The sequence below is a fragment of the Geobacillus sp. WSUCF-018B genome, from assembly GCF_002809985.1.
GTDB classification, from domain to species: Bacteria; Bacillota; Bacilli; order Bacillales; family Anoxybacillaceae; genus Geobacillus; species Geobacillus thermophilus.
This window is the reverse complement of the sequence record NZ_PIJF01000009.1, coordinates 43,079-60,931: the sequence shown is the minus strand read 5'-3', so window position 1 is coordinate 60,931 and position 17,853 is coordinate 43,079. Positions and strand designations below refer to the sequence as shown.

Below are 17,853 nucleotides of genomic sequence, written 5' to 3'. Positions count from 1 at the left end.
TTTGTTTCATTATATAGAAGGGGAGTGCTGAACTTGAGCCTGCAGCAGCAATACTCGCCAGAGGAATTGCAGGAGATGTCGTTCGTCGAACTGGCGAACCTCATTTTGCTTGACAAGCGCGAGGCGCTGCCGTTCGACCAAATCGTCCGCGAAGCCGCGGTATTAACCGGCATGGCGGAAGACGACATCGCCGCGCGGCTTGCCCAATATTATACCGATTTAAACATCGACGGGCGGTTTATTTGCGTTGGGGAAAACGTCTGGGGGCTGCGTGCGTGGTATCCGTTTGACCAGACGGAAGACGAAACGGTGACGATCGTCAAGCCGAAGAAGAAGAAAAAAGCGCTTGATGATGAATACGATGATTACGAAGAGCTGCTTGACGAAGAGGATCTCGATTACGACGATCTTGATGACTACGATGAGGAAGAGCTCGAGCTTGACGACGAAGAGCTGCTCGAAGACGAGGAATTCGATCTGGACGAAGACGTTGCTTTTGACGATGAGAACATTCTCGACGACGAACCGTTTGATTTGGACGATGAACCGCTTGACGAAGAGCTGGATCTCGAGGAAGCGGAGGAAGACGAATAACCGCTTGACTTTGTTTGAGGAATTCGGTACAATGTGTGTTGGGCTCTTGAAAAATGGACGAATTCATCAGTCGCTCCCTTACATATGGTAAGCGGAGCGTTTTTTTATTTGCCCTTTCGCAAACACTGTTATTGTAACTTCGGCAAGGGGGAAGACAAAATGACGAAATACATTTTTGTGACGGGCGGTGTCGTTTCTTCGCTCGGGAAAGGGATCACAGCTGCGTCGCTCGGGCGGCTCTTGAAAAATCGCGGCCTGAACGTGACGATTCAAAAGTTCGACCCGTACATTAACGTCGACCCGGGAACGATGAGCCCGTATCAGCACGGCGAAGTGTTCGTCACCGATGACGGCGCGGAAACGGATTTGGACTTAGGCCATTATGAGCGGTTCATCGATATTAATTTGAACAAATACAGCAACGTCACGACCGGGAAAATCTACTCCGCCGTCATCCGCAAAGAGCGGCGCGGCGATTACCTCGGCGGCACGGTGCAAGTCATTCCGCACATCACGAACGAAATCAAAGAGCGCGTCTTCCGCGCCGGCCGGGAAACGAACGCCGATGTCGTCATTACGGAAATCGGCGGCACGGTCGGCGACATTGAATCGTTGCCGTTTTTGGAAGCCATCCGCCAAATCAAAAGCGACGTCGGCCGCGAAAATGTCATGTACATTCATTGCACGCTTGTGCCATACATCAAGGCAGCCGGGGAAATGAAAACGAAGCCGACGCAGCACAGCGTGAAAGAACTGCGCAGCCTCGGCATCCAGCCGAACGTCATCGTCGTCCGTACAGAAATGCCGATGCCGCAAGAGATGAAAGACAAAATCGCTCTCTTTTGCGACATCGACCCGAAGGCAGTCATTGAGTGCCGCGATGCGGACACGCTCTATGCGGTGCCGCTTATGCTTCAAGAACAAAAGCTCGATCAAATCGTCTGTGAACATTTGCGCCTCAACTGCCGTGAAGCAGATATGACGGAGTGGAAAGCGCTCGTCGAGAAAGTGCGAAACTTGTCGAAAACGACGAAAATCGCCCTCGTCGGCAAGTATGTTGAACTGCCGGACGCCTACATTTCGGTCGTCGAGGCCCTTCGCCATGCCGGCTATGCATTTGATACAGACATTGAGATCCAATGGGTGAATGCGGAGCACGTCACGCGCGACAATGTGGCGGAGTTGCTGAAAGACGCGGACGGCATTTTGGTTCCGGGCGGGTTTGGCGACCGCGGCGTGGAAGGGAAAATCGAGGCGATCCGCTACGCCCGCGAGCAGCGCGTGCCGTTTTTGGGCATTTGCTTAGGAATGCAGCTCGCCTCGATTGAATTTGCCCGCCATGTTGTCGGGTTGTCTGGCGCCCATTCGTCCGAGTTTGACCCGAATACGCCGCATCCGATCATCGACTTGCTTCCAGAGCAAAAGGATGTCGAAGATTTAGGCGGCACGCTTCGCCTCGGCCTGTATCCGTGCAAGCTGCAGGAAGGAACGCTCGCCTACGCTGCGTACGGCGATGAAGTCATTTACGAACGCCATCGCCATCGGTATGAATTCAACAATCAATACCGCCATCTATTAGAAGAGCATGGCTTCGTCTTCTCCGGCACGAGCCCGGATGGACGGCTTGTGGAAATCATCGAGCTGAAAGACCATCCGTGGTTTGTCGCCGCGCAGTTCCATCCTGAATTCACCTCGCGCCCGACGCGGCCGCAGCCGCTCTTCCGCGAGTTTGTCAAAGCGGCGCTGCAATCAAAAGAAGGATATGCCGCCCTAGGCAAGGGGACGGTATAGCCTCCGGCGGCGCAGCAAGAAAGAGGGTGTCCCAACGCAACGGGACACCCTCTCTTTTTAGGCATATTCTTGCAAAATGTCATCAAGCAACACGACAAGCCCATAGTAGATGAACGAAGCGGCGGTCACGGTCGGCATGGCGATGCGACGCCCGTCTTCCGTCGGCACGAGCGGGCGGGACAGTTTGCTGTCGATATGGACAGCGGCCAGCTCCGCCAAGCCCGGCTCGTCTTTGACGAGCGCTGAGACGGCGACCGTATCAACGCCGTGCCCCTGCAGCTGTTCCACGAGGCGGATCGCTTCGTTGTCGTTGGAAAAACGGGCGAATACGAGCGCCCGGTCCGTTTCGTTCCAATCGCCCGCTTCCCTTGATTCGATGCGCGCCGCCTTTGGCAGCCGATCCGGACCGAGAAGCGCGGCGGTGACAACCGCGTCCAATTCGCCTGCTCCGTACAGCCAGATGCGCCCGTCGCCGACGACCGCCTGGGCGAGCAGGCGCGCCCCGTCCTCAAGCGCCCACTCCTCGTCCGCCGCGATTTTTTGCAGCAGCCCGATCGTTTGCGTCGCCAAAATTTTCATCATTTGGCCTCCTTTCGCCGCTATTATACAAAATCCGTAAATGATCCGAAAAGCAAGCAGGAAATACGTTCGGGAAATGCGAAACATTAATAGGGAGAAAACAGGGAATAGAGGTGCATAAATGTGGGCAACAAAATTTTAATCGTCGACGACCAGTACGGCATCCGCATCTTGTTAAATGAAGTGTTTCAGCGGGAAGGGTACGTGACTTATCAGGCGGCCAACGGCATGCAGGCGTTGGAAATCGTCCGCAAACACCATCCCGACCTCGTGCTTCTCGATATGAAAATTCCCGGCATGGACGGCATTGAAATTTTAAAGCGGCTCAAAGACATCGACCCGGACATCAAAGTGATCATTATGACCGCGTACGGCGAGCTGGATATGATTCAGGAAACGAAAGAGCTTGGGGCGCTCATGCATTTTGCCAAGCCATTTGACATCGACGACTTGCGCGCCGCCGTCAAAAGCCATCTTTCTTCGTAAAGCTCTTTTTTGTGTCAGCTGCACTAACGAAGGGAATGGTTGCTGTTTTGCCGGCAAGTTGGTATGCTTATTAACGTAGATGCATTTTGCGCCTGTCGGCCTATGTTTCGCCATGGCGACAAAGACGACGATCAACTAAGGAGGATGTAACCATGCCGTTAGTATCGATGAAAGAGATGCTCAACGAGGCGCTGCGCGGCAAATATGCGGTCGGCCAATTCAACATCAACAACTTGGAATGGACGCAAGCGATTTTAGCGGCCGCCGAAGAAGAAAAATCGCCGGTCATTCTCGGCGTCTCCGAAGGGGCGGCCCGTTACATGGGCGGGTTTAAAACGGTCGTCAACATGGTAAAAGGCTTAATGGAAGACATGAACATCACCGTTCCGGTCGCCATCCATCTTGACCATGGTTCGAGCTTTGAAAAATGCAAAGCGGCGATCGATGCTGGGTTCACCTCGGTCATGATTGACGCCTCCCATCATCCGTTTGAGGAAAACGTCCGCATTACCTCACAAGTCGTAGAGTACGCCCATGCGCGCGGCGTCTCGGTTGAAGCCGAGCTCGGCATTGTCGGCGGGCAGGAAGATGACGTCATCGGCGAAGGCGTCATTTACGCCGATCCGAAAGAATGTGAAGAACTTGTCAAACGGACAGGCATCGACTGCCTTGCTCCGGCGCTCGGTTCGGTGCACGGCCCGTACAAAGGGGAGCCGAAGCTCGGGTTTGCCGAAATGGAGCAAATCCGCGATTTGACCGGCATTCCGCTCGTTTTGCACGGCGGCACCGGCATTCCAACTGAACAAATTCAGCGCGCCATTTCCCTTGGCACATCGAAAATCAACGTCAATACGGAAAACCAAATCGCCTTTACCAAAGTGGTCCGTGAACTGCTTGCCAAAGACCCGAACGTCTACGATCCGCGCAAAATTATCGGTCCGGGCCGCGACGCGATCAAAGCGACGGTCATCGGCAAAATGCGCGAATTCGGCTCGTCCGGAAAAGCGGCGCAATAACGAGCAAACGGCAAGATCGGCCTGGCAGGCAGCTTTCGGTCGTCACCCGGGCTTGCCTGCCTGCGTCCAAATAATGACAAGGAGGGATACGTAGTGAAATTTTTCATTGATACCGCCAATTTGGAAGAAATTAAACACGCCCATGAGCTCGGCATTTTGGCCGGCGTCACGACCAACCCGAGCTTAGTGGCGAAAGAAAACGTTTCGTTCCATGACCGGCTGCGCGAAATTACATCCATCGTCTCCGGTTCGGTGAGCGCCGAGGTCATTTCGACCGATGCGGCCGGCATGATTGAGGAAGGAGAAGAGCTGGCGAAAATCGCTCCGAACATTACCATTAAAGTGCCGATGACGCCGGAAGGGTTAAAAGCGGTAAAAACGTTCAGCGAAAAAGGCATTAAAACGAATGTGACGCTCGTGTTTACCGCCAACCAGGCGCTATTGGCGGCGCGCGCCGGCGCGACATACGTTTCTCCGTTCCTCGGCCGCCTCGATGACATCGGCCATAATGGCTTAGAGCTCATTTCCACGATTGCGGACATTTTCAACATTCACGGCATCGAAACGGAAATCATCGCAGCTTCGATCCGCCACCCGCACCATGTGACGGAAGCAGCGTTGCGCGGGGCGCACATCGCCACCGTCCCGTACAAAGTGCTGATGCAATTGTTCCACCATCCGCTCACCGATCAAGGAATCGAGAAGTTTCTTGCCGACTGGAATCGGCAACAATGAAAATAAGGCGTTTGCCTCTAAAGGCAAGCGGGCTCACCCCGCCCGGCCCGGGGTGGGGTGCTGAGCCCGCCCGGCCTTGTCTTCTCATCCGAAAGGTGAAGCCACTTCCGAGCAAAGAAGGGAGACGACGATGGATAAAATCAAAATCATCGGCGGGGATCGGCTGCAGGGAACAATCAAAGTGAGCGGCGCGAAAAACAGCGCGGTCGCCTTGATTCCGGCAGCGATTTTGGCCGAGTCGCCGGTGACGATCGAAGGATTGCCGGACATTTCCGATGTGCGCATTTTAGGAAGCTTGATCGAAGAAATCGGTGGTTCGTTTTCATTTGACGGCAAGAAGGCGGTCATCGACCCGACGAACATGGTTTCCATGCCGCTTCCGAACGGAAAGGTGAAAAAGCTGCGCGCTTCATACTATTTGATGGGCGCGATGCTCGGACGCTTCAAAAAAGCGGTTGTCGGCCTGCCGGGCGGCTGCCACCTCGGACCGCGCCCGATCGATCAGCACATTAAAGGGTTTGAAGCGCTCGGCGCCACCGTCACGAACGAGCAGGGCGCCATCTATTTGCGCGCTGAGGAGCTTCGCGGAGCCCGCATTTTTTTGGACGTCGTCAGCGTCGGCGCGACGATCAACATCATGCTGGCGGCGGTGCGCGCCAAAGGGCGGACGATTATCGAAAACGCGGCAAAAGAGCCGGAAATCATTGATGTGGCGACGCTGCTCTCCAACATGGGCGCGAAAATTAAAGGCGCAGGCACCGATGTCATCCGCATCGACGGCGTCGAAAAATTATCGGGCTGCCGCCACGCCATCATTCCGGACCGGATTGAAGCCGGCACGTACATGATTGCCGCTGCAGCGATGGGCAATGAAGTCGTCGTCGACAACGTCATCCCGCAGCACGTCGAATCGCTGACGGCCAAACTGCGCGAAATGGGCGTGCGCGTCGAGACGGGAGAAGACCAAATTCTCGTCTGCGGCTCTGATGTTTTGAAAGCGGTTGACGTCAAGACGCTCGTCTACCCCGGTTTCCCAACCGATTTGCAGCAGCCGTTTACCGCCTTATTGACAAAAGCGAACGGCACAAGCATCGTCACGGATACCATTTACAGCGCCCGCTTCAAACACGTCGATGAGCTGCGGCGCATGAACGCCAACGTAAAAGTGGAAGGCCGCTCGGCCATTGTCACCGGCCCGGTCCAATTGCAAGGGGCGAAAGTGAAGGCGAGCGATTTGCGCGCCGGGGCCGCGCTTGTGATTGCCGGACTGATGGCTGATGGGGTGACGGAAATTACCGGCGTCGAGCATATCGACCGCGGCTACAGCGGCTTAGTCGAGAAGCTGTCCGCACTCGGCGCCGCCATTTGGCGCGAAAAAATGACGGATGAAGAAATCGAGCAAGTGAAAAATGTTTGATAGTCCAACAGCAAAGGGGAAGGGGAGAACAGCGATGGAACGAAGCTTATCGATGGAACTCGTGCGCGTGACCGAGGCGGCGGCGCTCGCCGCCGCCCGCTGGATGGGTCGCGGGAAAAAAAATGAAGCTGATGAGGCCGCTACTTCAGCGATGCGCGATGTGTTTGACACCGTGCCGATGAAAGGGACGGTCGTCATCGGCGAAGGGGAGATGGACGAAGCGCCGATGCTGTATATCGGGGAGAAGCTCGGCAACGGCTACGGCCCGCGCGTTGACGTCGCCGTTGACCCGCTCGAAGGTACGAACATCGTCGCGTCCGGGGGCTGGAACGCCTTGGCGGTCGTCGCGGTCGCCGACCACGGCCATTTGCTTCATGCGCCCGATATGTACATGGAGAAAATCGCGGTCGGCCCGGAAGCGGTCGGCATGATTGATATTGAGGCGCCGATCATCGACAATTTAAAAGCGGTGGCGAAGGCGAAAAATAAGGATATTGAAGACGTCGTCGCCATCGTCCTCAACCGTCCGCGCCATGAGCGGCTCATCCAAGAACTGCGCGAAGCCGGTGCGCGCATTAAGCTGATTAATGACGGTGACGTCGCCGCCGCCATTAACACGGCGTTCGACCATACCGGCGTCGACATTTTGTTCGGCTCGGGCGGCGCGCCGGAAGGAGTGCTCGCGGCGGTTGCGTTAAAATGCCTCGGCGGCGAGCTGCAAGGAAAACTGCTGCCACAAAACGAGGCCGAGCTCGAGCGCTGCAAGAAAATGGGCATTGACGTCAACAAAGTGCTGCGCATGGACGACCTGGTGAAAGGGGACGACGCCATTTTTGCCGCCACCGGCGTCACGGACGGCGAACTGTTGCGCGGCGTTCAGCTCAAGGGGGCGTACGGCCTCACCCACTCGGTCGTCATGCGCGCCAAATCCGGCACCGTCCGCTTTATCGAAGGGCGGCACAGCTTGAAGAAAAAACCGAATTTGGTCTTTAAGTGAGACGTTCCGCCGACGGGCCGGAGCGCCTACACCGCTCATTGGAATCAAACGACAACAATCCCGCGGCTTTCCTTTCCATCCGTCTTGGCGGCGCCGGCATCGAGAGGCGCCGCTTTGCCCGGAACGAAAAAAAGATTGATTAAAAAGCGGAAAAAAGGGTAAAATAGTCGTGTTGCTTATGCAAAAATAAGCTCTGCCATTCTACTTCATTTCAGCCTTCATTATCTTCTTAATACGAAATGAGATCCCTTCGCCTGTCGAACGATGCCCGAACAAACACGATGGGAGAATAGGAAACTTTGCAAAGTGTGGTGTCAAAATGGAATTAACGTTAGCGGCTTTAGAAAACATGAAGCTCAAAGAGCTGTATGAGCTCGCCAAGCAATACAAAATTTCTTATTACAGCAAGTTGACGAAAAAAGAGCTTATTTTTGCCATTTTGAAAGCGCGTGCCGAACAAGACGGCCTCTCGTTCATGGAAGGCGTTCTCGAAATCATTCCGTCGGAAGGATTCGGTTTTTTGCGTCCGGTCGGCTATTCCCCGAGCTCGGAAGACATTTACATTTCCGCTTCCCAAATCCGTCGTTTTGATCTGCGCAATGGAGACAAAGTATCCGGCAAGGTGCGGCCGCCGAAAGAGAACGAACGCTACTTCGGCTTGCTTCATGTCGAAGCGGTCAACGGCGAAGACCCCGAAATCGCCAAGGAACGCGTCCACTTTCCGGCGTTGACACCGCTTTATCCGAACCGGCAAATGAAGCTCGAAACGACCCCGGACAAGCTGTCGACCCGCATCATCGACTTGATCGCGCCGGTCGGCTTCGGCCAGCGCGGATTGATCGTCGCGCCGCCGAAAGCCGGGAAAACGATGCTGCTGAAAGAAATCGCCAACAGCATTACGACGAACCATCCAGATGTCGAGTTGATCGTCTTGCTCATTGACGAGCGGCCCGAAGAAGTGACCGACATTGAGCGGTCGGTGCAAGGAGAAGTCGTCAGCTCGACGTTTGACGAGGTGCCGGAAAACCATATCCGGGTGTCTGAACTCGTCTTGGAGCGGGCGATGCGGCTTGTTGAACATAAGCGCGATGTCGTCATTTTGATGGACAGCATCACGCGCCTCGCCCGCGCGTACAACCTGGTCATTCCGCCGAGCGGGCGCACGCTCTCGGGCGGGATCGATCCGGCGGCGTTTCATCGGCCGAAGCGCTTTTTCGGCGCGGCGCGCAACATTGAAGAAGGCGGCAGCCTGACGATTTTGGCGACCGCCCTCATCGACACCGGGTCACGCATGGATGACGTCATTTACGAAGAGTTCAAGGGGACGGGCAACATGGAGCTCCATCTCGACCGCTCGCTCGCCGAGCGCCGCATTTTCCCGGCCATCGACATTCGCCGCTCCGGGACGCGCAAAGAGGAGCTGCTCATCCCGAAAGAACATTTAGAAAAACTGTGGGCGATTCGCAAAACGATGGCCGACTCGCCGGATTTTATCGAGCGGTTTTTGAACAAACTGCGCCGCACAAAATCAAACGAAGAGTTTTTCGCGCTGCTTGAGCAAGAATGGAGAAACGGCGGCCCGCTTCGCCTATAACAAGCTGGCGGAATTTGTCGGGAATCGCCCGTTGCAAATGAGCGGAAAAGCTGTTATAATCTTAACATGTGTGTTTGGACCAACATCGATGTGTTCATACGATGAACCGTCTGCACCGGCCGGGCCGCTTCCGCGAAGCCCCGGCCGTTCCATGCGCGGTGCCCGGCCAAACCGGGAGAAGTCTTGGCTTGGCTGAGCCCGCACGAACGAATAACTCTGTTTCGATGAGATACAGGGCGGAAGGAGATGAAAACGATGAAACAAGGGATCCATCCAGCGTACAAAAAAGTAATCGTCCGCTGCGCATGCGGAAACGAGTTCGAAAGCGGTTCGGTCAAAGACGAACTGCGCGTTGAGATTTGCTCGGAATGCCATCCGTTCTTCACGGGCAAACAAAAATTCGTTTCGGCAGCGGGCCGCGTCGATAAATTCAATAAAAAATACGGCCTTAAGTAACCAAGGACGGACGAAAGCAGGCAAGCGCACCGCTTGCCTGCTTTTTCGTGAAACTAGATGGACGGCCCCTGTCGTCAGGGTGCCCCGGCCGTTTTGGCCTGGCCTGGCAGGGGCGCTCATCGTTTCGATGACAGTGTGGAGCGAAAGGAGAGGGCCCGATGTACGTGATGACGCAGTCCGGCTGGCTCGAAGTCATTTGCGGCAGCATGTTTTCCGGCAAATCGGAAGAGCTGATCCGCCGCATCCGCCGCGCTCAGTTTGCCAAACAGGAAGTGAAGGTGTTCAAACCAACGATCGACAACCGTTACCGCGAAGATGCCGTCGTGTCGCATAACGGCAATTCGGTGATCGCCATTCCGGTCGCGACGCCGGCGGAAATGTTTCGTTACATTTCCGCCGCCACCGATGTCGTCGCCATCGATGAAGTGCAATTTTTTTCTGATGACATTATCGACGTCGTCCAAACGCTCGCCGACCGCGGCTATCGCGTCATCGCCGCCGGGTTGGATCAAGATTTCCGCGGCGAACCGTTTGGGCCGGTGCCAGCGCTGATGGCGATCGCCGAGTCGGTGACGAAGCTGCAAGCGGTATGCACGGTGTGCGGCTCCCCGGCCAGCCGGACGCAGCGGCTCATTAACGGGGCGCCTGCCTCTTATGATGATCCGGTCATTTTGGTCGGCGCCAGCGAAGCGTACGAACCGCGCTGCCGCCATCACCATGAAGTGCCGGGCAAACAGAACAAATGGTACGGCCGCCCGCTTTCCGAACGGGCAGGCGAATGAAGGCGTACATATTCTTGCCTGTTGCGGACATCCTAACAGCAGGGAGGCGAAATGATGAAACGCATCTGGCTGTTAGGGGTTGTTTTGCTTCTTTCTGCCTGCTCGCTCAACCCGGATCACCCGTCCTACCGTCAGCAAAGCGAAGACAAAAACGGCACGCGGCTGATGACGGATGGACGGCCGAAAATCGATGCCGACCGCGACTTGTACAACAACTTTGACGATCCGGAAAAAACGCGGCAAAATCCGAACTTCATCAGTTTGACCGAAGGAAGCGAAAATCAGCGCGCCGATACGCGCAAAGCAATGCAGCTGATCGAGCGGCACACCGACTATCGCCCCGTTTCCGTTTGGTTTCACGGCGGCAATATGTATGTCACCGTCGATGTGCCGGATGAGTTGTCTGCTGCAGAGCGGCGGCGCGAGGCGAGCCGCATCGACAAATTGTTGACAAAAGCGATTCCGACATACGAAATTGTTGTGCGCTTGAACTAAAAGCTCCCGCTTGCGAACAGCGGGAGTTTTTGTTTGGCCTTTTTTCATGGTATAATTTGAAATTAGACTGTGTGGAAAAACAGAGGTGAGTGATGTGTTTGACCGGTTGGAAGCTGTCGAACAACGGTATGAGAAGCTGAATGAACTTTTAATGGATCCGGAAGTCATCAATGATCCGAAAAAACTGCGCGATTATTCGAAAGAGCAGGCTGATTTGGCGGAAACGGTGCAAACGTACCGTGAATACAAATCGGTTCGCGACCAACTCGCGGAAGCGAAGGCGATGCTTGAGGAAAAGCTCGATCCGGAGCTGCGGGAGATGGTGAAAGAGGAAATTGACGAGCTGGAAGAACGGGAAGAGGCGCTTGTTGAAAAGCTGAAAGTGCTGCTTTTGCCGAAAGACCCGAACGATGAGAAAAACGTCATTATGGAAATCCGCGCGGCCGCCGGCGGTGAAGAGGCAGCGCTGTTTGCCGGCGACTTGTACCGGATGTATACGCGCTATGCGGAATCGCAAGGGTGGAAGACGGAAGTGATCGAAGCGAGCCCGACCGGCCTCGGCGGCTATAAAGAAATCATTTTTATGGTCAACGGAAGAGGCGCATATTCGAAGCTCAAGTTTGAAAACGGCGCGCATCGCGTCCAGCGCGTCCCGGAAACGGAGTCAGGCGGGCGCATCCATACGTCGACGGCGACGGTCGCCTGCCTGCCGGAGATGGAAGAAATCGAAGTCGAAATCAATGAAAAAGACATTCGCGTCGACACGTTCGCCTCAAGCGGACCGGGTGGGCAAAGCGTCAACACGACAATGTCGGCCGTGCGCCTCACCCATATTCCGACCGGCATTGTTGTCACGTGCCAAGACGAAAAATCGCAAATCAAAAACAAAGAAAAAGCGATGAAAGTATTGCGCGCCCGCATTTATGACAAGTACCAGCAAGAAGCGCGCGCCGAATATGACCAAACGCGCAAGCAGGCAGTCGGCACCGGCGACCGTTCCGAGCGCATCCGGACGTACAACTTCCCGCAAAACCGCGTCACGGACCACCGCATCGGATTGACGATCCAAAAGCTCGATCAAGTGCTCGATGGCCACCTCGACGAAATTATCGAGGCGCTCATTTTGGACGATCAGGCGAAAAAATTGGAGCAAGCGAACGATGCGTCGTAACGTCCACGAAGTCCTCGCCTGGGCTTCTTCTTTTTTGCGCGCCCATGGAAAAGAAGAACGGGCGGCGGAGTGGCTGCTGTGCCATCATTTGGCCGTCGATCGGGCCGGGCTGTTCGCTCGCTGGCGGGAGCCGGTTGAGGAAGCGTTGTACGAACGGTTTGCGGCCGATGTGCGTCGCCATGCAATGGAGCATGTGCCGATTCAATATTTGATTGGCTATGAATGGTTTTATGGCCGGCCGTTTCTCGTCAACCGCCACGTGTTGATCCCACGTCCGGAAACGGAAGAGCTTGTGCTCGGGGTGCTCGAGCGCCTTCCCCGCCTGTTTGCCGGCCGCCGACGGATCGATGTCGTTGATGTCGGCACCGGCAGCGGGGCGATCGCCATCACGCTGGCGCTTGAAAACGAGCGGCTGTCCGTGACCGCCACCGACATTTCCAAAGAAGCGCTCGCTGTCGCCAAGGAAAACGCCGAACGGCTTGGCGCGCGCGTCGCATTTCGATGCGGCGATTTGCTGCAGCCGTTTATACAAGGCGGACAGACGGTTGATGTTGTCGTGTCCAACCCGCCGTACATCCCGGAGATGGATGCGGCGGTCCTTTCGCCTGTCGTAAAAGAGCATGAGCCGCATACGGCGCTGTTTGGCGGCCGTGATGGGCTTGACTTTTACCGCCGCTTTGCCCGCGAGCTCCCGCTTGTGCTCGGTGTCCCTTCGCTCGCGGCATTTGAAATCGGTGCCGGGCAGGGAAAAGCGGTGGCGGCGCTCTTGGCTGCAGCGTTTCCAGATGCTGAGATTGAGGTCGCCGTTGATTTGAACGGCAAAGAGCGGATGGTATATATGACAAGAAAAAAATTAGATTGATAGGTTTAAAATGAAGCGGCGCCGTCCACAATGGAAGATGAAAGGACGGTGCCGATCATGGTGATCAAGGGACATTCGCTCGCGATTTGTTTATATATCACTCTATTAATCACAGGTGTGCTCGTTCACTTGTACGGCCAGCAGACGAACGCCGGGGCAAACACCGTTGTCGCCATTCCCGATGAGGCGATTCGCCTGCGCATCTTGGCGAACAGTGACGCCGACAAAGACCAACAGCTAAAGCGAAAAGTGCGCGATGCGGTCAATGCGCAAATCAACGGCTGGGTGGCGGAGCTTACGTCGGTGGACGAAGCGAAGCGCGTCATCCGCTCGCACTTGCCGGAGATCGAGCAAACAGTTGCCCGCGTGCTTCGCCAAGAGCAAAGCAGCCAGTCGTACCATGTGCAGTTTGGCTCAGTTCAGTTTCCGACGAAAGTGTACGGCAATTATGTGTATCCAGCCGGCACGTATGATGCCCTTCTCATTACGCTCGGGGAAGGAAAAGGGGCAAACTGGTGGTGCGTCTTGTTTCCACCGCTTTGTTTTCTCGATTTTTCCAACGGCGATGCGGTCATGATGGCGGCGAACCGATCGCCTGCCGGAACGAATGAACCGGTGTCGGCTGAGAGCGTCCGGTCAATGGAAGCCGGGTCGACGCAAAACAGCGAGGCCGCCGAAGCGGAAGCTGAGGCGATGCGAAGCGGCGAGCAGGCCATCGAGCAGGACGAACCGAAAGAGGAGAGGGATGCGATGGCGGAAACCGAAGATCGCGCCGTTCCGTCCATCCATGCGGATGGCGAGAAGGACAAAGGGGATACGGATGGTCAAGAATCGTCCTTCGTCGTCATGGCCGAGCCGGAACAGCCGGTGGAAGTCAAATTTTTCTTCAAAGAATGGCTCAGCCATCTCATTCCATAAGCATCTATCCACAAAGTTATCCACAAAAATAACAAGTTTATTCACAATTTGTGAATAACTGTGGAAAGAAATCGGGCGGCGATCTGACGCTTGTAAAAAAATCCGCCATTTTCAAGATGAATCACGGCGATGGAGAAGGTGAAACGAGTGAAAACACGTGTTTGGATTGTGGATAATATTGTTGATAAACAGCAAGTTTATCCACAAATACGAGAGGCGGCCGAATGGCTGCGGGCGGGGGAAGTCATCGCATTCCCGACGGAAACGGTGTACGGTTTAGGAGCGGATGCCGCCAATACGGCGGCAGTGGAGAAAATTTTTGAAGCCAAAGGGCGGCCAAGCGACAACCCGCTCATCGTCCACGTCGCCAGCCGTGCGCAAGCGGAGGCGGTCGCCACGCCGCTTCCGCCAGTGGCTGAGACGTTAATGGAGCGGTTTTGGCCGGGGCCGCTCACCCTCGTTTTGCCGAAACGAGCGGGGGCCGTGTCCGAGCGAGTGACGGCCGGGCTGCCGACGGTGGCGGTGCGCATGCCGGACCATCCGCTCGCCCTCGCCTTGATTGAAGCGAGCGGTCTGGCGCTTGCCGCTCCAAGCGCGAACCGCTCCGGCAGGCCGAGCCCGACGACAGCCGCGCACGTGCTCGCGGACTTAAACGGGCGAATCGCTGGGGTGATTGACGGCGGTCCGACGGGCATTGGCGTGGAATCGACCGTGCTCGACTGCAGCGGGGACGTGCCGGTGATTTTGCGTCCGGGCGGGGTGACAAAAGAAATGTTAAGCGAAGTGATTGGTCATGTCGCCGAGGCGGCCGGCGGCGGGGACGAACAGGCAGCGCCGAAAGCGCCCGGCATGAAATATACGCATTATGCCCCGAAAGCGCCGCTTTGGATTGTCGCCGGCCCACCGGCGTTTTTGCAGCAGCTCGTGGACGAAAGCCGGGCGGAAGGGAAAACGGTCGGCGTGTTGACGACCGAGGAAAACAAGGACCGGTATGCGGCCGATGTCGTGCTGCCGTGCGGAACGCGCCGCGAGCTGACGACCGTCGCCCATCGCCTGTACGACACGCTGCGTCGGTTTGATGAAACGAATGTCGATCTCATTTACAGCGAGGCATTTCCGGAAGAAGGCCTCGGCGCGGCGATTATGAACCGGCTGCGCAAAGCGGCCGGGGGGCGCGTGATCAGCGGCTAGATGATGGATGACGCGGCCGGCAGGCGAGAAAAAGCGGCGCCGCCGGGCTGAACCGGCAACAAAACGGAGACGGTTTGGGGGCGGTCTATCTTTCATCCGCGCGGCTCGCAACAAAATGGAGACGGTTTTCAAGGGCGGTGGCAACGGCCTTTGGAAATCGTCGTTTTTTTGTCCATCGCTGCTTTGCCGGGCTGCGGCCGTTCCGTGGGCGTGCAGGGCGGGACAACGCCGCCATTCGCCTTTGGGTTGGCAGGAAGCGGCTGGGCCACGCGCCGCTTCTAAAGAGCTCCGGACGCGCATATGCTAGCAGTAAGGCCAGTCCGGGAGGGAAGAGAAATGGGCGCGTTAATCGGCGAGATCATCGCCCTGTCGCTGATGGCGCTGGCGTTAGGGATGGATGCTTTTTCGGTCGCCCTAGGGATGGGTCTGCTGCGCCTTCGGCTCCGGCAAATTTTTTATATCGGGGTGACGATCGGGTTATTTCATATTGTAATGCCGCTAATCGGCATGTTGGTCGGCCGTTTGTTGTCGCGCGAGTTTGGAAGCATCGCGACATATGCGGGCGGGGTGCTGTTGCTATGGCTGGGCGCGCAGATGATTATGGCTTCGTTCCAGCGGGAGGACGGGTCGCAACTATTTCCGCACGGCGCCGGGCTGCTTTTTTTTGCGTTCAGCGTCAGCCTCGACAGCTTTTCCGTCGGGCTGAGCCTCGGCATTTTCGGAGCGCGGACGATGGTGACGATTTTGCTGTTTGGCCTGTTCAGCACGGTGCTGACATGGCTTGGGCTCTTTGTCGGCCGTCATTTTCAGCAATGGCTCGGCTCGTACAGCGAAGCGCTCGGCGGCAGCATTTTGCTCGCGTTCGGGCTGAAGCTGCTTTTTTCTTAACAAACGGGACGGACCGGTTTTTTCTTCCCAGTCGGGGAAAAAGCGGGCTGCCTGCTTTTTTTTGCTCTTTTCCCTATGGTATATTGATGGTAAGTCATTGATGTGAAGAGGTGGTTGTATGCCATATCGCATTTTGTTCGTTTGCACGGGCAATACATGCCGGAGCCCGATGGCCGCTGCGCTGCTGGAGAATAAGCAGCTGCCAGGCGTCGAGGTGAAATCGGCTGGCGTGTTTGCGGCGGAAGGGAGCGAGGCGTCGGTTCACGCCAAGACGGTGTTGAAGGAAAAAGGAATCGAAGCGGCCCACCGCTCCTCGCAGCTGAAAAAAGAGCATATCGACTGGGCGACGCACGTGCTGGCGATGACATCCGGCCATAAAGACATGATCGTCGAGCGTTTCCCAGAAGCGAAGGACAAAACGTTTACGTTGAAGCAGTTCGTCTCGGGAACAGACGGCGACATCGCCGATCCGTTCGGCGGGCCGATTGAAGTGTACCGGGCGGCGCGCGATGAGCTGGAGACGCTCATTGACCGCTTGGCGGAAAAGTTGCAAACAGAACAATGAGGTAAAGAAGTGAGGGGGAACACAAATGGGGGGGACAAGTCGTAAGTTCAGTTTGCGCCTGAAGCTCATCGTTTTTACGACAGCGTTGGCGCTGATCACGTATTCAACGAGCGCCTTTTTCTTGTACGTTTTGTATGATCAGTGGTTCGCCTCATGGAACAAAAGCGTGTTCACGATGATCGTGCTGCTCCTTGGCATCTTTTGGTCCGGAGTGCTTGCCTATTTGGCCGCTGGCTGGATTACAAGGCCGCTGCAACGGCTCGAGGAAGCGGCGGCAAAGGCGACAGAAGGGCATATCGATGAGGATGTTCCGCTGCCCTCTTCCCATGATGAAATCCGCTCGCTGGCTGTCGCGTTCAACCGGATGCTCGGCCATTTGCGCGCCGTCGTCGCCAATGTGGAAGAGAGCGCAGCGCGCACGACGGAAAAGACAGCGGAAATGAGGCAGGCGTCCGAAACAGCGTCAAGCCGTGCACGCGATATTGCAGCGACGATTGACGACATTTCCAAAGGGGCGGCGTCTTCGGCCGAGGCGATCCAAGAAGCGGCTGCGGCGGCCGAGGATGTGCTTGCTATCGCCGTGCAAGTCAAAGAAACAGCCGAGCGAGCGGAACAGTCGGTATATGGGATGGCCGAAACGTTGAAGGCAAGCCGCGATATCACCGATTCGCTCATTAGCGGCATCGATCAGCTGGCTGACGATCAAGAACGGTCGCGGGCGGCTGTCAAGCAGCTCGAAGCACACGCCAATCAAATCGGCAACATTACGTTGCTTGTCGCGGACATCGCCGAACAGACGAACTTGCTTGCGCTCAATGCTTCCATTGAGGCAGCCCGCGCCGGCGAGCACGGCCGGGGGTTTGCCGTTGTCGCCGAGGAAGTGCGCAAGCTGGCGGATGAGAGCGCCAAGGCGGTCAAGAAAATCGCGGAACTGGTCGGCAACATTCAAAATGAAGTCGCCCGTGTGGTGGCGCAAATGGACAAGCAGGTGGCTGCTGCCAACGCTGAGGCGGCGAAAGGGGAGCGCACGAATGAGGCCATTGCGGCCATGGCGGCCTCAGCTGATGAAGTGATCCGCGCCGTCCATGACATCGCTGAGCTGGCGAAGCGTCAAATGGGGCATATGGAGCGGGCCGCGGCGCAAACGCAAGAAGTGGCGGCGATTGCTGAGCAGACGTCCGCCGGCGCGCTCGAAGTGGCGGCGGCGACCGAGGAGCAGGCTGCATCGATCAACGATGTGCATAAACTGGCTGGCGAGTTGGTGGAACAGGCCGAACAATTGCAGGCGGCTGTCGCCCGGTTTCGCACCCGTTGAT

19 protein-coding genes are annotated in these 17,853 nt (G+C 56.3%); 18 read left to right on the top strand and 1 reads right to left on the bottom strand.

Features of this window, described 5'->3' with window-relative positions; all coding sequences use genetic code 11:
* Positions 1 to 33 precede the first annotated feature (33 nt).
* A complete protein-coding gene (gene rpoE / locus CV944_RS04510; RefSeq protein WP_100659063.1) occupies positions 34 to 594 on the top strand; it encodes a DNA-directed RNA polymerase subunit delta in 561 nt (186 codons plus the stop codon).
* Positions 595 to 753: 159 nt separating this feature from the next.
* Positions 754 to 2,385 (top strand): CTP synthase, encoded by a 1,632-nt coding sequence (locus CV944_RS04505; protein ID WP_044745379.1) that lies wholly within the window; start codon positions 754 to 756, stop codon positions 2,383 to 2,385.
* Positions 2,386 to 2,442: 57 nt separating this feature from the next.
* Here CV944_RS04505 and CV944_RS04500 read toward each other — a convergent pair whose 3' ends face one another.
* Positions 2,443 to 2,964 (bottom strand): DUF2529 domain-containing protein, encoded by a 522-nt coding sequence (locus CV944_RS04500; protein ID WP_033008417.1) that lies wholly within the window; start codon positions 2,962 to 2,964, stop codon positions 2,443 to 2,445.
* A gap of 123 nt (positions 2,965 to 3,087) precedes the next feature.
* Here CV944_RS04500 and CV944_RS04495 point away from each other — a divergent pair, with 123 nt between their 5' ends.
* The 16 genes from CV944_RS04495 to CV944_RS04420 all read left to right on the top strand — a co-directional run bounded on the left by CV944_RS04495 (position 3,088) and on the right by CV944_RS04420 (position 17,852).
* The gene (locus tag CV944_RS04495) at positions 3,088 to 3,450 is read left to right on the top strand and encodes a response regulator (protein ID WP_033008416.1); all 363 of its coding nucleotides are present in this window, start codon (positions 3,088 to 3,090) and stop codon (positions 3,448 to 3,450) included.
* A 152-nt stretch (positions 3,451 to 3,602) separates the two neighbouring features.
* Positions 3,603 to 4,466 carry a class II fructose-bisphosphate aldolase gene (locus tag CV944_RS04490; protein ID WP_033008415.1) on the top strand — a complete coding sequence of 288 codons (864 nt, stop codon included), beginning with the start codon at positions 3,603 to 3,605 and terminating at the stop codon, positions 4,464 to 4,466.
* A 93-nt stretch (positions 4,467 to 4,559) separates the two neighbouring features.
* A complete protein-coding gene (gene fsa, locus CV944_RS04485) occupies positions 4,560 to 5,201 on the top strand; it encodes a fructose-6-phosphate aldolase (protein WP_033008413.1) in 642 nt (213 codons plus the stop codon).
* A gap of 130 nt (positions 5,202 to 5,331) precedes the next feature.
* Entirely contained in the window at positions 5,332 to 6,618 is a 1,287-nt protein-coding gene (locus CV944_RS04480; RefSeq protein WP_100659062.1) for a UDP-N-acetylglucosamine 1-carboxyvinyltransferase, read from the top strand.
* 34 nt (positions 6,619 to 6,652) lie between these two features.
* Positions 6,653 to 7,615, top strand: a complete 963-nt coding sequence (glpX, locus tag CV944_RS04475) for a class II fructose-bisphosphatase (protein ID WP_100663889.1) — start codon at positions 6,653 to 6,655, stop codon at positions 7,613 to 7,615.
* Positions 7,616 to 7,934: 319 nt separating this feature from the next.
* Positions 7,935 to 9,209, top strand: a complete 1,275-nt coding sequence (gene rho / locus CV944_RS04470) for a transcription termination factor Rho (RefSeq protein WP_033008408.1) — start codon at positions 7,935 to 7,937, stop codon at positions 9,207 to 9,209.
* 255 nt (positions 9,210 to 9,464) lie between these two features.
* The gene (gene rpmE, locus CV944_RS04465; RefSeq protein ID WP_008880715.1) at positions 9,465 to 9,665 is read left to right on the top strand and encodes a 50S ribosomal protein L31; all 201 of its coding nucleotides are present in this window, start codon (positions 9,465 to 9,467) and stop codon (positions 9,663 to 9,665) included.
* Positions 9,666 to 9,823: 158 nt separating this feature from the next.
* Complete coding sequence (locus tag CV944_RS04460; protein WP_100659061.1) at positions 9,824 to 10,447, top strand: thymidine kinase; 624 nt, start codon at positions 9,824 to 9,826, stop codon at positions 10,445 to 10,447.
* A 54-nt stretch (positions 10,448 to 10,501) separates the two neighbouring features.
* Entirely contained in the window at positions 10,502 to 10,942 is a 441-nt protein-coding gene (locus CV944_RS04455) for a hypothetical protein (protein ID WP_033008404.1), read from the top strand.
* Positions 10,943 to 11,036: 94 nt separating this feature from the next.
* The gene (prfA, locus tag CV944_RS04450) at positions 11,037 to 12,113 is read left to right on the top strand and encodes a peptide chain release factor 1 (RefSeq protein ID WP_095860120.1); all 1,077 of its coding nucleotides are present in this window, start codon (positions 11,037 to 11,039) and stop codon (positions 12,111 to 12,113) included.
* Entirely contained in the window at positions 12,103 to 12,975 is an 873-nt protein-coding gene (gene prmC, locus CV944_RS04445; RefSeq protein ID WP_033017325.1) for a peptide chain release factor N(5)-glutamine methyltransferase, read from the top strand. The genes prfA and prmC overlap by 11 nt, the downstream gene beginning before the upstream one ends.
* A gap of 30 nt (positions 12,976 to 13,005) precedes the next feature.
* Complete coding sequence (gene spoIIR / locus CV944_RS04440; protein ID WP_100659059.1) at positions 13,006 to 13,893, top strand: stage II sporulation protein R; 888 nt, start codon at positions 13,006 to 13,008, stop codon at positions 13,891 to 13,893.
* Positions 13,894 to 14,022: 129 nt separating this feature from the next.
* Complete coding sequence (locus tag CV944_RS04435; protein ID WP_193443063.1) at positions 14,023 to 15,084, top strand: L-threonylcarbamoyladenylate synthase; 1,062 nt, start codon at positions 14,023 to 14,025, stop codon at positions 15,082 to 15,084.
* Positions 15,085 to 15,420: 336 nt separating this feature from the next.
* A complete protein-coding gene (locus CV944_RS04430) occupies positions 15,421 to 15,972 on the top strand; it encodes a manganese efflux pump MntP (protein ID WP_033017319.1) in 552 nt (183 codons plus the stop codon).
* Between the two features lie 118 nt (positions 15,973 to 16,090).
* Positions 16,091 to 16,537, top strand: coding sequence for a low molecular weight protein arginine phosphatase (locus CV944_RS04425; protein ID WP_063330113.1), 447 nt, complete (start codon positions 16,091 to 16,093; stop codon positions 16,535 to 16,537).
* A 25-nt stretch (positions 16,538 to 16,562) separates the two neighbouring features.
* Complete coding sequence (locus CV944_RS04420) at positions 16,563 to 17,852, top strand: methyl-accepting chemotaxis protein (protein ID WP_033008393.1); 1,290 nt, start codon at positions 16,563 to 16,565, stop codon at positions 17,850 to 17,852.
* The last annotated feature ends 1 nt before the right edge of the window (position 17,853 follow it).

What these genes read in the sequence shown, in the direction of transcription:
- CV944_RS04505 (WP_044745379.1), top strand. Translation starts at nt 754, where the DNA reads ATGACGAAATACATTTTTGTGACGGGCGGTGTCGTTTCTTCGCTCGGG.
- CV944_RS04500 (WP_033008417.1), bottom strand. Translation starts at nt 2,964, where the DNA reads ATGAAAATTTTGGCGACGCAAACGATCGGGCTGCTGCAAAAAATCGCG.
- CV944_RS04490 (WP_033008415.1), top strand. Translation starts at nt 3,603, where the DNA reads ATGCCGTTAGTATCGATGAAAGAGATGCTCAACGAGGCGCTGCGCGGC.
- CV944_RS04480 (WP_100659062.1), top strand. Translation starts at nt 5,332, where the DNA reads ATGGATAAAATCAAAATCATCGGCGGGGATCGGCTGCAGGGAACAATC.
- glpX (WP_100663889.1), top strand. Translation starts at nt 6,653, where the DNA reads ATGGAACGAAGCTTATCGATGGAACTCGTGCGCGTGACCGAGGCGGCG.
- rho (WP_033008408.1), top strand. Translation starts at nt 7,935, where the DNA reads ATGGAATTAACGTTAGCGGCTTTAGAAAACATGAAGCTCAAAGAGCTG.
- rpmE (WP_008880715.1), top strand. Translation starts at nt 9,465, where the DNA reads ATGAAACAAGGGATCCATCCAGCGTACAAAAAAGTAATCGTCCGCTGC.
- CV944_RS04460 (WP_100659061.1), top strand. Translation starts at nt 9,824, where the DNA reads ATGTACGTGATGACGCAGTCCGGCTGGCTCGAAGTCATTTGCGGCAGC.
- CV944_RS04455 (WP_033008404.1), top strand. Translation starts at nt 10,502, where the DNA reads ATGAAACGCATCTGGCTGTTAGGGGTTGTTTTGCTTCTTTCTGCCTGC.
- prmC (WP_033017325.1), top strand. Translation starts at nt 12,103, where the DNA reads ATGCGTCGTAACGTCCACGAAGTCCTCGCCTGGGCTTCTTCTTTTTTG.
- spoIIR (WP_100659059.1), top strand. Translation starts at nt 13,006, where the DNA reads ATGGAAGATGAAAGGACGGTGCCGATCATGGTGATCAAGGGACATTCG.
- CV944_RS04435 (WP_193443063.1), top strand. Translation starts at nt 14,023, where the DNA reads ATGGAGAAGGTGAAACGAGTGAAAACACGTGTTTGGATTGTGGATAAT.
- CV944_RS04430 (WP_033017319.1), top strand. Translation starts at nt 15,421, where the DNA reads ATGGGCGCGTTAATCGGCGAGATCATCGCCCTGTCGCTGATGGCGCTG.
- CV944_RS04425 (WP_063330113.1), top strand. Translation starts at nt 16,091, where the DNA reads ATGCCATATCGCATTTTGTTCGTTTGCACGGGCAATACATGCCGGAGC.
- CV944_RS04420 (WP_033008393.1), top strand. Translation starts at nt 16,563, where the DNA reads ATGGGGGGGACAAGTCGTAAGTTCAGTTTGCGCCTGAAGCTCATCGTT.